The sequence below is a fragment of the Vagococcus intermedius genome, from assembly GCF_029144185.1.
Taxonomy (GTDB): Bacteria; Bacillota; Bacilli; order Lactobacillales; family Vagococcaceae; genus Vagococcus_D; species Vagococcus_D intermedius.
This window is the reverse complement of record NZ_CP110232.1, coordinates 1,407,555-1,422,143: the sequence shown is the minus strand read 5'-3', so window position 1 is coordinate 1,422,143 and position 14,589 is coordinate 1,407,555. Positions and strand designations below refer to the sequence as shown.

The 14,589-nt window shown below is 34.7% G+C and carries 15 protein-coding genes; 13 read left to right on the top strand and 2 right to left on the bottom strand.

From position 1 onward, the window contains the following. Positions 1 to 217: 217 nt before the first annotated feature. Positions 218 to 1,090: a peptidylprolyl isomerase gene (locus OL234_RS06605; protein ID WP_275468455.1), complete on the bottom strand. Its 873-nt coding sequence runs from the start codon at positions 1,088 to 1,090 to the stop codon at positions 218 to 220. Positions 1,091 to 1,310: 220 nt separating this feature from the next. Here OL234_RS06605 and OL234_RS06600 point away from each other — a divergent pair, with 220 nt between their 5' ends. The 12 genes from OL234_RS06600 (at position 1,311) to OL234_RS06545 (ending at position 12,745) form a co-directional block, all read left to right on the top strand. After that, positions 1,311 to 2,402, top strand: a complete 1,092-nt coding sequence (locus OL234_RS06600; RefSeq protein ID WP_275468454.1) for a DUF871 domain-containing protein — start codon at positions 1,311 to 1,313, stop codon at positions 2,400 to 2,402. A gap of 206 nt (positions 2,403 to 2,608) precedes the next feature. Beyond that, complete coding sequence (locus OL234_RS06595; RefSeq protein WP_275468453.1) at positions 2,609 to 3,343, top strand: MurR/RpiR family transcriptional regulator; 735 nt, start codon at positions 2,609 to 2,611, stop codon at positions 3,341 to 3,343. Positions 3,344 to 3,488: 145 nt separating this feature from the next. Next, positions 3,489 to 4,802: a GTPase ObgE gene (gene obgE / locus OL234_RS06590; RefSeq protein WP_275468452.1), complete on the top strand. Its 1,314-nt coding sequence runs from the start codon at positions 3,489 to 3,491 to the stop codon at positions 4,800 to 4,802. A 150-nt stretch (positions 4,803 to 4,952) separates the two neighbouring features. Further along, positions 4,953 to 5,486 (top strand): DUF1269 domain-containing protein, encoded by a 534-nt coding sequence (locus OL234_RS06585; protein ID WP_275468451.1) that lies wholly within the window; start codon positions 4,953 to 4,955, stop codon positions 5,484 to 5,486. A gap of 39 nt (positions 5,487 to 5,525) precedes the next feature. Further along, on the top strand, positions 5,526 to 6,473 hold the full coding sequence (gene rnz / locus OL234_RS06580) for a ribonuclease Z (RefSeq protein WP_275468450.1): 948 nt from the start codon (positions 5,526 to 5,528) through the stop codon (positions 6,471 to 6,473). Then, on the top strand, positions 6,460 to 7,272 hold the full coding sequence (locus tag OL234_RS06575) for an SDR family NAD(P)-dependent oxidoreductase (protein ID WP_275468449.1): 813 nt from the start codon (positions 6,460 to 6,462) through the stop codon (positions 7,270 to 7,272). Before rnz ends, OL234_RS06575 begins: the two co-directional genes overlap by 14 nt. Before the next feature lie 14 nt (positions 7,273 to 7,286). Beyond that, entirely contained in the window at positions 7,287 to 7,691 is a 405-nt protein-coding gene (locus OL234_RS06570) for a LapA family protein (protein WP_275468448.1), read from the top strand. 142 nt (positions 7,692 to 7,833) lie between these two features. Continuing rightward, on the top strand, positions 7,834 to 10,164 hold the full coding sequence (gene recJ / locus OL234_RS06565) for a single-stranded-DNA-specific exonuclease RecJ (protein WP_275468447.1): 2,331 nt from the start codon (positions 7,834 to 7,836) through the stop codon (positions 10,162 to 10,164). Continuing rightward, the gene (locus OL234_RS06560; protein WP_275468446.1) at positions 10,164 to 10,676 is read left to right on the top strand and encodes an adenine phosphoribosyltransferase; all 513 of its coding nucleotides are present in this window, start codon (positions 10,164 to 10,166) and stop codon (positions 10,674 to 10,676) included. Before recJ ends, OL234_RS06560 begins: the two co-directional genes overlap by 1 nt. Before the next feature lie 372 nt (positions 10,677 to 11,048). Beyond that, positions 11,049 to 11,792 (top strand): hypothetical protein, encoded by a 744-nt coding sequence (locus OL234_RS06555; RefSeq protein ID WP_275468445.1) that lies wholly within the window; start codon positions 11,049 to 11,051, stop codon positions 11,790 to 11,792. 22 nt (positions 11,793 to 11,814) lie between these two features. Next, complete coding sequence (locus OL234_RS06550; RefSeq protein WP_275468444.1) at positions 11,815 to 12,027, top strand: hypothetical protein; 213 nt, start codon at positions 11,815 to 11,817, stop codon at positions 12,025 to 12,027. 568 nt (positions 12,028 to 12,595) lie between these two features. After that, complete coding sequence (locus OL234_RS06545; protein ID WP_275468443.1) at positions 12,596 to 12,745, top strand: hypothetical protein; 150 nt, start codon at positions 12,596 to 12,598, stop codon at positions 12,743 to 12,745. A gap of 253 nt (positions 12,746 to 12,998) precedes the next feature. Here OL234_RS06545 and OL234_RS06540 read toward each other — a convergent pair whose 3' ends face one another. Then, positions 12,999 to 13,610 (bottom strand): acetate uptake transporter, encoded by a 612-nt coding sequence (locus tag OL234_RS06540; RefSeq protein ID WP_275468442.1) that lies wholly within the window; start codon positions 13,608 to 13,610, stop codon positions 12,999 to 13,001. 312 nt (positions 13,611 to 13,922) lie between these two features. Here OL234_RS06540 and OL234_RS06535 point away from each other — a divergent pair, with 312 nt between their 5' ends. Then, on the top strand, positions 13,923 to 14,564 hold the full coding sequence (locus OL234_RS06535; RefSeq protein ID WP_275468441.1) for a lysozyme family protein: 642 nt from the start codon (positions 13,923 to 13,925) through the stop codon (positions 14,562 to 14,564). Positions 14,565 to 14,589 lie beyond the last annotated feature (25 nt).

Below are 14,589 nucleotides of genomic sequence, written 5' to 3'. Positions count from 1 at the left end.
CTAGTGTATTGCAATGATACATTATTAGATGTTGCTAAAACTTTAGAGATAATCCTTACCTTTTCGCTTATAGTGTAACGTTAATATTAAAACTTGTATGGTATAAGGTTAATATTTTAATAAAACTTTAGATATTACACTGTTATTATACGTTATAAATTATGTTATAAAAATAAAAAACCTAGTTCTAAGCAAGAACGAGGTTTTTTTATTGAATTTAATTAGACTGAGTTGAATCCGTCATGTCAGTTTCATCTGTTGTTTTTTTTGTCTCTTTTTTAGAGCTGTCTTTCTTTGGTTTTGAGGCCTCTTTAATAATTTTGATGCTCTTAACGGTTACGTCTTTTTTAGGTTTAGATGGTTGTCCACCACTAGCATCAGCTTCAACTTCTACATTGGCAATTTTATCAATAACATCTAAACCTTCAATGACTTGTCCGAAGACTGAGTATTCTTTGTCAAGGAAGGGCGTGCCACCATTGCGATAAGCTTCAATAATTTTTTCTGGATAATCATCAATTAATAAGCCATCCGCTGTATCTTGATGATTTTGAACAATGTAGAATTGGCTACCTTGTGTTTTTTCAGAAACATCACCATTAGTACGAGCCATGGCAAGAGCACCATTGATATGATACAGTTGGTTTGAAATTTCTGGGGCAAACTCTTCCTGCCAAATGCTTTCACCACCGACACCAGTTCCTTTTGGATCACCACCTTGAATCATGAAGTCTTTGATAACACGATGAAATTTCGTTTTGTTATAGTAACCTTCTTTAGCATGGGTCATAAAGTTTTCGACAGCCTTCGGGGCTAGTTCGGGAAATAGCTTAATTGTCATAGTTCCTTCAGAAGTCACCATTTTAACTGCTGACTCATTATCGGCTATCGTTTTATCCAGTTGTGGTAATACTAAACTATTTAAATTAATTTTAGCTTCACTAGATTGAGTTGTATCAGTTGTTGTTGTTTCTTCAGTAGTGTCATTTTTTTTGGTGATACCTAATTTTTCCAAATTAGCACAGCCTGTTGTTAAAGCTAAAGTTAGAGTTAAGATGGTAAGGCCACCAAGTAATTGTCGTTTTTTCATAATTTATCCCTCATTTTTTGATTTATTCTTATTTATCATAGCAAAAAAAAGTATAATAAGGTATCTTTTTTATTGATATTTTAAGTTATAAATTAGATTGAAAATAAAAAAAGGGTAAAATATATCTTTAATAAAGATATATCATTATAATATCTAGACTATTTCAAGAGAGGTTGTTATAATGAACATGAGTTATTAAACTATTTAGGAGGCGTTATACATGGGGAAATTAGGCATTTCGATTTATCCGGAACGTTCAACATTTGAGAAAGATAAAGCATATTTAGATTTAGCACACAAATATGGTTTTAAACGTGTATTTACAAGTTTATTACAAATTACTGAGGACAAAGATAAAGTATTAGCCGAATTTAAACAAGTAGTAGATTATGCTAATAGTTTAGGGATGGAAGTCATGGTGGATATTAATCCAGCACTGTTTGAGCAATTAAATATTTCTTATGACGATTTATCATTCTTTGACGAGATGGGAGCTTATGGGGTCCGTTTAGATATCGGGTTTACTGGTCAAGAAGAAGCAAAAATGACACGTAATCCGTATGGTATTAAAATTGAAATTAACATGAGTACAGGAACGAGTTATGTTGATAATATTATGAGTTTTTCTCCAAATATTAATAATTTAATGGGGTCGCACAATTTTTACCCACATCGTTATTCTGGTTTAGGTTATGATCATTTTGTTAGATGTTCAGAGATGTTTAGAAAATATAATATAAATACGATGGCTTTTGTCAACTCACTAGATGCATCATTTGGTCCATGGCCAACACAAGATGGCTTATGTACGCTAGAAGATCATCGTGAATTAGAAATTGGTACACAGGTTAAACATTTTGTGTTAACTGGCTTGATTGATGATATTTCAGTTGCCAATGCCTATGCCTCAGAAGTTGAGTTAAAAGCAATGTCAGAAGCCTTTTTCGCAGAATATCCAACTGTTAAAGTTGATGTAACAGGAGATATTACCGCAGATGAACGTGAAGTTTTATTCAATAATTTGCATAGCTATCGTGGCGACCGTTCTGAATATATCTTACGTTCAACGATGACACGAATTAAATACAAAGATTTACCTTTCCCAGCACATAATACGATTGATATGACTAAAGGTGATGTACTGATTGATAATGTTGGCTATGATCAGTATAAAGGTGAGACTCAAATTGCTTTAAAAGAAATGAAAAATGATGGCCGCGTAAACGTTGTAGGGAAAATATCTGCAGATGAATTGTTCTTATTAGATTTCTTAAAACCTTGGTCAAGTTTTAAATTAATTGAAAATAATTAAAATATGTTTGAAAAGTTAAGGCCTATTGAGAAATGGGACTTAACTTTTTTTATTTATCAGAAGGTTTCACTAAATAAGTGTGATAAACTAAAGGTATAAGCTTATTGAAATTCTCCTCTAAATAAAGTAATTGTTTAGTAAGTAGCCATCAGGTAAGTTTCAATTGACGTACTTATTTAAATTTGATGACTTTAAGGAGGTAAATGATGTTTAGTTATGAACAAGTACAAAGGTTAAACGATTTGGAATTAGGGGTGTATCATTACGTTTTAAAAAATAAAGAACGTGTTACTACGATGAAGATTCGGACACTCGCAGAAGAGGTACATGTCTCTACTACAACTATTTTGAATTTTTGTCATAAAATGGATTGTGCTGGTTATGCTGAGTTTAAAGTAAGACTGCATCTTTTAATAGAAAACGAAAACGATGAAGCTGTTCCCGATGATACGGCGTTGATGTTGACTTTTTTTGAGAAGATTAACACACCAAAATTCAAAGAGCAAATTGAATTATCAGCCCGTTATATTGCGGAAGCAAGTGAAATTTATATTTATGGTGTCGGAGGAAGTGGGATTTTAGGACAATATGCTGCCCGTTATTTTTCTAACTTTAATTTATATGCGACCCATATTAGCGATCCATTTTATCCCGTCCCTAAAAAAGTTGGTAAAAAAGCCATTGTCTTAGTATTATCAGTTACAGGAGAAACAGGTATGGTATTGGAACAAGCTAATCAATATAAACAGAATGGCTTTAACGTGTTGAGTATAACAACGAGTGCTGATTCAACCTTAGCCAAGTTATCGGATATTGCCATTAGTTATTATGTCCCAATTGAACTAAAAAAATCTTTACAAAATATTACTACGCAAGTTCCTGTTATTCATATTATTGAAACCTTGGCTAGGATGGCTTATACACTCAAAACTAAAGTTTAAAAGATAAAAAAATTACAAGGAAGAGCATTATAACTGGAATACTCAGTTTTTTTAAGGAAATTAAAGTATTTATTGGACAAATAGGGGGATAACCCTTAGAATGAAAAAGAGCTTTTGAATTAGATGTAGATTAGGAGGACAAAAAATGTCCATGTTTTTAGATCAAGTAACAATTGACGTTAAGGCCGGTAAAGGTGGCGACGGAATGGTTGCTTTTAGAAGAGAAAAGTATGTCCCTGATGGCGGACCAGCTGGTGGTGATGGTGGTCGCGGTGGTGATATTATTTTAGTAGTAGATGAGGGCTTACGTACCTTGATGGATTTCCGTTTCAATCGTTTTTTCCGTTCAACACCAGGTGAAAATGGGATGAGTAAAGGAATGCATGGTCGTGGAGCTGAAGATACATATGTGCCGGTTCCACAAGGAACCACTGTTAGAGATAAAGAAACAGGTGCCTTGTTAGGTGATTTATTAACACACGGTCAAGAATTGTGTGTTGCTAAAGGTGGTCGTGGAGGCCGTGGAAATATCCGCTTTGCCTCACCGCGTAACCCAGCACCAGAAATTGCTGAAAATGGTGAACCAGGTATTGAAAGAAAAATTGAGTTAGAATTAAAAGTGTTAGCGGATGTGGGGTTAGTAGGGTTCCCATCAGTTGGGAAGTCAACAATCTTATCAATCGTCTCTCAAGCGCGACCTAAGATTGGTGCGTATCATTTTACAACGCTTGTTCCTAATTTGGGGATGATTGCAGCTGAAGATGGTCGTAGTTTTGTTATGGCTGACTTACCAGGACTTATTGAAGGAGCTTCTCAAGGTGTGGGCTTAGGTACACAGTTTTTACGTCATATTGAGCGCACTCGTGTTATCTTACATGTCATTGATATGAGTGGGATGGAAGGTCGTGATCCATATGATGATTACCTAGCTATTAATAAAGAGTTAGAATCTCATAACTTACGTTTGATGGAACGTCCACAAATTATTGTAGCTAACAAGATGGATATGCCAGATGCTGAAGAGAATTTAAAAGAGTTCAAAGAAAAATTATATGCAGATGTAGAAGACGAATTTGCTGATAAAATTCCAGTGTTTGCTATTTCTGGTATGACACGTAGCGGTTTTGGACCATTGATGAGTGCCACAGCCGATTTAGTTGAAACAACACCAGAGTTTCCTTTATATGATGAAGAGATGGAAGAAGAAACAGTTCGTTATGAATTTAAACCTGAAGATAAGATGTTTGAAATTAGTCGTGATGATGACTCAACTTGGGTCTTAGAAGGACCAGGTTTAGAAAGACTGTTCAAGATGACTAACTTTGACCATGATGAGAGTGTCATGCGTTTTGCAAGACAATTACGTGGCTTAGGTGTGGATGAACAGTTACGTGCTAAAGGTGCCATTGATGGTGATTTAGTTCGTATTGATTCATTTGTCTTTGAATTTGTTGATTAAGGTAAGCAAAAGAGCTCGAAAACTTATAAATAAGTTTTCGAGCTCTTTTTACAATTTTTAAGTTTTTTTTAGCCTTTAGTTTCGTATTTTGTTTTTTATTGTTACAATAAAAAGAGTAGTTGAAGGTAATATGACGAAGGAGTGGATAATATGACTAAAAAAATTATTGTAGTAAACTTTGATATTGAAAGTAAATCTTATCAAGCATTTTCAGAAATAAAAAAAATGCATCTAGCCAAAGAAATTAAAGGCGAACAATTAGCAGTAGTCACACATAAAGAAGATGGGACTCATCAGTTTGAAATTAATGATTTTATTGATTTTACTGGTAACAATCATAGTGCTAAAGACAGTACAATTGGAATGTTTGTGGGACTATTAGGAGGACCTTTAGGAATGATGTTAGGTTGGTTTGCAGGTAGTATGATCGGCGGAGCTAAAGATGTTAATGAAGTAAAAGAGGCAACGAGTATTTTTGAATTTGTTGCCAAACAAATCGATGAAGGTCAAACAGGGGCCTTGTTGATTGCTGAAGAGGAAGACAATCGTCCTTTAAATGAATTGATTTTTAATCATTTAGGTGGTCATATTACCCGTCTAGATTATGCAGAGGTTGAGCAAGAATTAGCCGAAGCACAAAAATTAGAAAAAGAAGTAAAAGAAAAAGAGACTGACAACAACTAGCTAACAAAGCTAGTTAATAAAAAAGAAAGTTAGGTTTTTATGGAAATCGAATTTTTAGGTACAGGGGCAGGCGTCCCTGCTAAACAACGTAATGTAACAAGTATTGCCCTAAAATTGTTAGATGAACGCAATTCTGTATGGTTATTTGACTGCGGTGAGGGGACACAGCAACAAATATTAAGAACCCATATTCGCCCAAGAAAAATTGAAAAGATCTTTATCACACATTTACACGGGGATCATATTTTTGGTTTACCAGGTTTATTGAGTAGTCGATCATTTCAAGGTGGTGACAGTCCGTTAACAATCATTGGACCAAAAGGAATTAAGGCTTTTGTTGAAACAAGTTTAAAAGTTTCAGAATCTCATATCAAGTATCCTCTAATTTTTAATGAAATCGATGAAACAGGAGTTATTTTTAAAGATCATCAGTTTAAAGTGAGCTGCTTACCTTTAGATCATCGGATTGCTTGTTTTGGCTACCGAGTAGAGGAAGCCGATCATGAAGGAGAGCTTTTAGTCGAAAAATTAATAGCTGAAAAGGTACCATCTGGGCCTATTTATGGCAAGTTAAAAAGTGGTAAAAAAGTTGAGTTACCTGATGGTCGTATTCTAAACGGGAAAGATTTTGTTGGTGAGTCACAAAAAGGGCGTATTGTGACAATATTAGGTGATACGCGTAAACATGACAACAGTATCATCCTTGCAAAAGACGCTGATTTATTGGTTCATGAAAGTACCTTTAACCAAAATGAAGCTAAATTGGCTAAAGCTTATTACCATTCAACAACTCGTCAAGCTGCAGAAGTTGCCATGGCAGCGGGAGCTAAAAAATTATTACTAACACATATCAGTGCGCGCTATATCGGAAAAGCAGCATATGAGTTGGAGAAAGAAGCGCAAGCTATTTTTTCAAATACTAAAATAGTTAAAGATTTTGATGTGATTGATATCCCATTTACAGGCAAAAAACATGAAGACAGTTAGGGATAAGAGTGGACGCTTACTAGGACAAGTAGTGTTAGTAACGGGAGCTTCTAGTGGTTTGGGTGAACAAATTGCTTATGAAGCAGCCCGCCAACAAGCCATTGTAATTTTGTGTGCACGTCGTAAAGAGAAGCTTATTACTATCGCTAGAAAGTGTCAGCAATTATCAGGTCAACCGGCTTTTTATTATGAGCTTGATTTGATAGATCCTCAGCAGGTTGATCAGATGTTAGCAGATATACGTAATAAAATCAGTAATATCGATATTCTAGTTAATTGTGCTGGCTTTGGTTTATTCCGCGACTTTTTGGCGTTTGATTTAACTGTTGCAAGGGAAATGTTTGAAGTGAACGTGCTAGGTCTGATGCATCTAACCCAAAAAGTAGCTTTAGAGATGGCGCCGTTTGGTTCGGGTCAAATTGTGATGATTGCTTCTCAGGCGGGGAAAATAGCGACGATGAAATCAAGTGTTTATAGCGCTACAAAAGCGGCTGTAATCAGTTTTTCCAATGCCTTACGCCTAGAATTAAAACCCTTAGGTATTACGGTTATGACAGTTAATCCTGGGCCAATAAAAACAGCTTTCTTTGATCGAGCAGATGAGACGGGTAATTATTTGAATACAATTGATAAAGTAGCGATTGAACCAGATAAGTTAGCTAAAAAAATTGTTCGTTCATTTAAAACAAAAAGACGTGAGATAAACACGCCAATAGCGATGGAAGTTGCCAATAAAGCTTATATATTATTTCCTAAAATTGGGGATTTTTTAACTGGGAATGTATTTAATACGAAATAAAAGGAGCAAATAAAATGAAAGATCATCGAAAAATTATTACAAGTTTTATTTTAGTCTGTATCGTGGTTATTTTTTCTGTGGTGAATACTCATCGAGTAATCGTCAATTTTGGTTTTACTAATATCCAAGCCCCTTTAATTTTTATCATTTTAGGGTCAACAATCTTAGGCGCGTTAATTGTCTTTGTAACATGGTTTTCGAGTTACTTAAAACAACGTAAAGAAATTAAACGTTTGAAAACGGAGTTAGAAACAAGTACTGAAAAACACGATAAAAAAATGAAACAAAAATTAACGGATTTAGAAGAAAAGTTAGTAGAAAAAGAGGAACGGATCAAAGAACTGGAAAATGGAAGCAATGGCAACCCAGTAATTGAAGTAGCCTCTTCTGTCAAGACAGATCAACTAGTTGACTCTTAAGCCTTGCTTAAGTACCTTAACATGTCATAGTGTTAGGGTACTTTTTATTTTTCACTCTTACCTAATAATAAAAAAGTATCCGTGAATAAGTTAGGTAAAGCATTATTTTTTTTGATATAATGAGGAAGTTAGGAGTGATGACTTGAAAAAATCAATATATACATGGAAGATTAGTGACCTTCAACCTGGCTCAGAGCAGCTAGTTCCTTGGTTAGAGTCGCAGGACTTACCAAGTTTTTTAGCACCAATCTTATGGAATCGCCAGTTACAAACAGAAGAAGAGTTAGTAACTTTTTTTGAACCCACTATTGAGGCACTGCATGATCCATTTTTGATTCATGATATGGAAAAAGCCGTGAAAAGAATCCACGAAGCCGTTGCTGAGGGACAGAAAATTTTGATATATGGCGATTATGATGCAGATGGTATCACGAGTACAACCGTTCTAAAGGAAGCAATTGAATTGCTCGGTGGTGAAGTATCTTTTTACCTACCTGACCGCTTTACAGACGGGTATGGACCAAATAAGGCAACGTATGAGCGATTATTTCAAGAAGAAGGAGTTGAACTGTTAATAACAGTTGACAACGGCGTAGCCGGCCATGAGGCTTTGACCTTTGCAAAAGAGGTGGGAATTGATGTGATTGTCACAGATCACCACGAAATCCCAGAAGAGCTACCGAGTGCTTATGCGATCGTTCATCCGCGGCATCCAGAAGGAAATTATCCTTTTGGTGACTTGGCAGGTGTCGGTGTTGCTTTTAAAGTAGCCACAGCACTCTTGGAGACGGTTCCTGATGATATGTTGGACTTGGTAGCAATTGGGACTATTGCAGACTTAGTGTCATTGACAGGTGAAAATAGAACCTTGGTTCAGTTAGGTCTTAAAATATTAAAACAGACAGAAAGAATTGGGCTTCATGCCTTGTGCGAACAAGCAGATCTCGATTTAGAAACTCTAACCGAAGAAACTATCGGATTTGGGATTGGCCCACGTTTAAATGCTATTGGACGTCTAGGCGATGCGTCACCAGGTGTCGACTTGTTAAGTACGTTTGATGAGGAAGACGCTTTAGTATTGGCGACTAAGATTAATAACGTGAACAATGAACGTCAAGGAATTGTCAAAAAAATTATCAAAGAAGCCCAAGAAATGATTCAATCACTTCCTCAGCAAGAAATTTATGTATTAGCTAAAGAAGGATGGCATGAAGGTGTCTTGGGGATTGTTGCAAGTAAAATTGTTCAAGAAACAGGAAGGCCGGCTTTAGTCTTAGGAATAGATAGGACTAAACAAGTGGCTAAGGGGTCTGCTAGAAGTGTAGATCAGGTTAATTTATATGAAGCACTATCTTCTGTTGGTGAATTGTTTATTAATTATGGAGGTCATCAAATGGCAGCGGGCATGTCTTTGCCGACTGATCATCTGATGGAGTTACAAGAAGGTTTAAATCAGTATATTTCTGAGCAAGGCATCGATTTTTCTAGCGGTCCTGATTTAATGATAGAAGCTAGTTTGACTTTATCAGAAGTAACGTTAGACCAAATTAAAGGAATGAAGTTACTAGCCCCCTTTGGAACTGACAACCCTGCTCCATATTTCTTATTTGACAAAGTATCAGCAAAAGAGGTTAAACAAATTGGCGCGGATCAAAATCATTTGAAGTTTCAATTGAAAGAGTCAGCTACCGAGGATAGTTTAGATTGTATTGCCTTTGGTATGGGAGCCGATTATCAAGAATTAGCAACATCGGATGACCTAAAAGTTGTCGGCCAATTAGCCATTAATGAGTGGAATGGTCGTCGTAAACCACAACTTTTAGTAAAAGACTATCAAATCGCAGGTTTTCAATTGTTTGATTTAAGAGGAAAAAAACTGGAGATACAAAATTATCAAGCAGATAAAACTTTATTTATTATTTCTGATAAAAAGTATGTCAAGAGATACCAATTAGTACCTTCGAGTACAATTGTGTTAACTGGAAATAGTGTAACGGAATCGGAATTATTAACTAAAAATTGGGAACAAGCAGTTATTGTGGATTGCCCGATAATAGTCAGCGATTTAAAGACAGTTTTAGATAAAATTAAAGTTCCTAGATTATATTTATACGCTGAGTCTAACGAACAATGTTATCTTAATGGTATGCCAAGTAGAGAACAATTTGGCAAGTTATTCAAGTTTATAGCAGAGTTTGAACAAGTTGATGTGCGTTATAAGTTAAAAGACGTAGCAAAGTTTTTAAAAATAGACGAAACTTTACTTATTTTTATGATTCAAGTGTTTTTTGACTTAGGATTTGTTACAATAGATAGCGGTATTATGACAAAGGTTGAAGAACCTGAAAAAAAACAATTAAACAGTAGTCTTGTGTATCAACAGCGTGAACAGAAAATCATTGCTGAAAAATTCTTATTATATAGTAGTGCTAATGAATTGAAAAATTGGCTATTGCTACAGGAGGAAAAATAGTGAACTTAAAAGATTATATTGCAAGTATTCCAAACTACCCAGTTGAAGGTGTAACATTTAGAGATATTTCTCCATTGATGGGTGATGGAGATGCTTATCGTGAAGCAACAAAACAAATCGTGGATTATGCGAAAGAAAAAAAAGTTGATATGGTAGTCGGACCGGAAGCTCGTGGTTTTATTATTGGGTGTCCAGTGGCTTATGAACTAGGTATTGGCTTTGCACCTGCCCGTAAAAAAGGAAAATTACCAAGAGAGACAATTGAAGTAGATTATGGTTTAGAGTATGGTTCTGATATTTTGACGTTACACAAAGATGCTATTAAACCTGGACAACGTGTTTTGATCTGTGATGATTTATTAGCGACTGGTGGTACAATTGAGGCGACAATTGAATTAATTGAAAAATTAGGTGGGATTGTTGTTGGTTGTGCATTCTTAATTGAGTTAATGGACTTAAATGGACGTGCTAAAATTGAAGGTTATGATATTTTACGTTTGATGGAGTTTTAAAAAGAATTAAAAATTATTTATTGTGAGGGTGATGCCTTAACATGAGATAATAAAAAAATCTACTATACGGTTATTTGTTTTCGATAAACTATCGGAGACAAATAACCGTATTTTTTATTTAAAAAAAGATAAGTAAATAAAGGGCTAAACTGGTTATTATCAGATTTTTACCGTCAATTTTCAAAAATCCTTATCCTTTTTTATGAATTCGATTATTTTTTTCAAAATCTGCTAACTTAGACGCAGTTGTAATAAGACGTTTTTGTAAAAAACGGTTATTTTTATGCAAAAAAACACTTTAAACATCGGTTTTTATAGAATTAGTTTGTTATAAAGCGTATTATTTATAAATAAACGTTTGGAGGAGATTTTATGAAAAAGTATTTATTAGTAACTACTCTTTTTTTATCATTGGTAATGGTATCTGGCTGTTCAAGCAGTTCTGAAACAGATGTTTCTCAGGATTCTGCTACAATATCTGAGGTAAAAAAAACAAAAGAAAGTATTGAAGAAACTGACAGTACCCACAAAAAAGAGTCAAAAAAAGAAATTGAAAAACGTGAAATAAAAAAAGAAAAAACAAAACAACGTGAAGCCAAGGAAGCAGAAGCCAAACAACGTGAAGCTGAAGAAGCAGAAGCTAAACAACGTGAAGCCGAGGAAGCAGCAGCCAAACAACGTGAAGTTGAGGAAGCAGAAGCCAAACAACGTGAAGCCGAGGAAGCAGAAGCCAAACAACGTGAAGCCGAGGAAGCAGAAGCTAAACAACGTGAAGCTGAGGAAGCAGAAGCCAAACAACGTGAAGCCGAGGAAGCAGAAGCCAAACAACGTGAAGCTGAAGAAACAGAAGCCAAACAACGTGAAGCTGAGGAAGCAGAAGCCAAACAACGTGAAGCCGAGGAAGCAGAAGCCGAACAACGTGAAGCTGAAGAAGCAGAAGCCAAACAACGTGAAGCCGAGGAAGCCGAAGTCAGACAACCCGAAGCGACTATTACTCAACGAGATACTGAAAGTGGCATAACAGGACTTTGTAAAGATGGAACGACTGCATCAGGAGATCCTAGTGCAAGAGGAAAGGCAAATAGTTGTTATGGACATGGTGGATGGGAACGTTAACTATTTCAAGTTATTATTTTTATTGATAGTAATGGTGGTTGTCGTTACCACTTTAGAAATAACTACTCGTCAGCCCCCGTTTATCAAAAAAAATTCATCTTTAGTAATCGAATCACTAGTAAAAAATAAAGCAGGTATCTATTTATTTGGGTTTAATGATTGTCCTTGGTGCAAAGAATTATCTCCAATATTTAAAGAAATACTGATTACTAATCATGAGCAAGCTTTTTTGTAGAGACACATCAGCTTGATCTAAAAGATAAAATAAAGCTAGAAAATTATGTCGTTAAGCAGACCTCATATACACAATTGGTTGTACCGCTAATTATAAGTATCAGTGATGATGGTTATCGTCAAATACATATAGGGACGGTTAAAAATCATAACGCGACTGTAAAAAAATTAACCAGTAAGCAACAAAAAGAGTTGGAAAACGATCTAATTGACTTAATCAGGAAATATCATCAGCATAATAATTAATAAGCTGTTATTTTAGGGTTTACAAAAATATTAACTTCTAATAAACATGAAAACAGATATATCATCATTAGGAGTTAAAATCAATAGTTGCGTATGCAAGTAACGTTATTAAACAGGGTGCTCCAAAAAGATAATAAAAGAGTTAGTTTACCAAATCCAATGAATACTTTAGTTATTTAACGGCCGCTTAAAAATAATGTATAGTTATCAACTTAGGTTTTTTATTTGTTACTATCATCGTCTATTTTTTAATACGTAGTGAATATTCATTTGACTAAAAAATAATTTAGATTTAAATTTTAACTATCGAAAGGGTTGGTAGGATGGAAAAGAAAATTGATTTTTTAATTGGTATAAGTAGTGTAGTAATCGGGGTTATTCAATATATTATTGATAGAAATATTGGTTTATTAAGCGTCTTTCTTTTAATGGCAACAGTTTTTTTAGTGAGCAGTTATAAAAAGAGCAAATAGTTAATTGAAATTTAGTTAGATAGGGTCTCAGTTTGTGATAAGTGTTCGATTCTTAAAAGCTAATCAAATCCTTATTTGTGAATTTAAATTGGTACAGTTGAAAGTAAAAGCACGCATCCCTATTTAACAGGATGCGTGCTTTTGGTTTTTTTGTAAAAATAACTGTTTTTAATAAAAAAATTTAATGGGTTATTTTTTCGTCATTCTTTAGTATCGTTATAGTAGTACCAGTCTCTATGGCGTTTTGTTATTCTTATTTAAAAATCCCAAAAGGCTTACCGACAGGTAAGAACGTACGACCGAAGTGTTTGTTCAATACTGCTGCTGCACTTCCATAAAATGAGAATAATGAAATTAATAATTCGGAAATAGCTGCTAGCATGTGGAAGAAATCTACAGCTACACCTAAAGTTGATAAAGCTAGTCCAATAAATAAGAAATCGATTAAAACAAAAATAATGAATAATACCTTGTGTGTTTCCATGGCACCAATTGTCATGAAAATTGTAAAAATTAAATACCCAATAAAGGCGAATCCAAGCTGTTTTGGATCATAAGTTGCTTGTAGCGCTTTGCCAAAGACACCATTTTGAACTAACCAGGCAGTGGCTGTCCCTAACCAAAAGAAACCATAGCCGAAGAATGCTGTTGCACCAAAGACATTATTTTCTTTTGCATCATAAACTGCGGCAACAATTTGTAAGATACCACCTAAAAAGATTGCCCAAGGAATAACGCCGCCAACTCCTTCGGTCCATTCTAATTTTTGTGATGAAGCGACAAGTGTAACCATTGCTAAACCAAATAGTCCGATTGCTGACGGATCAATTAGTTTATGTTTTACTGTAATTTCTTGTTGTGACATAATATTCTCCCTTAAATTAAAAATAAACAACCAGTTAAAAATAGCATTTGGCTGGTTAAATGTCAACTTGGATTTAGTGATAAATTAAAAAGTTAGGATAAATAGTAAACTCAGTGGAGAGAATAATCTTTAGTCACTAAAGATTATCTATTTGATGCGTAATTATTCTATAGTTTTTTTTAAGAAAATAGTCTAGTCTGTTGTTTTTTTTCGTTCTATAGTATGATAGAATTTTGAAGATAGGTTATATAAAAATAGATAGTAGCCCTTTAATTTCGTCATGGGTGTTAAGGAAAGGGTAGAGTTGATTAAATGAAAAAAAAGAAGCGTGGTGTCTTAAAAAAAATAGTAGTAATATTAGTTCTAGCTGTTATTTTAATAATAGGTATTTTACTATATCGCGTTAAAAGTCAGGTAGATGAGGTGAATGCTTGGCGTCCAACAGTTCACCAAGTGACACAAGAGTTAGGTGTAGCTGATTATGAAGATTTAGTCCTGTCGATTATTTTAACTGAAACAAAAGGGGATCATATTGACTTGATGCAAAGTAGTGAGAGTAAGTATGGCGAAACAGATCAAATTACTAACTCCGAAGAAAGTATTAAAACAGGTGTGATACACTTAACAGAAGTTTTGACAGAGGCCGAGCGACAAGAGGTAGATATTTGGACTGGCGTACAAGCTTATAATTTTGGTAGTAACTACATTCCTTATGTAAAACAACATGGTGGCAAACATTCTGTCGAGTTGGCGGAAAAGTATTCTAAGGAAGTCTTAGCGCCAATGTTAGGGAATACTACAGAAAAAACATATCGTTATTTATCTTTACGAGCTTTTAAATATAATAGAGGACACCTTTATGAAAATGGAGGCAATTTCTTTTATGCCGAGCTAGTAAGATCTAATATGGGGTTAATGGATAAACTAAGTCATCTACCATGGATTGATGATTAAATTTGAGAGAAGAGGGACTAAGAGG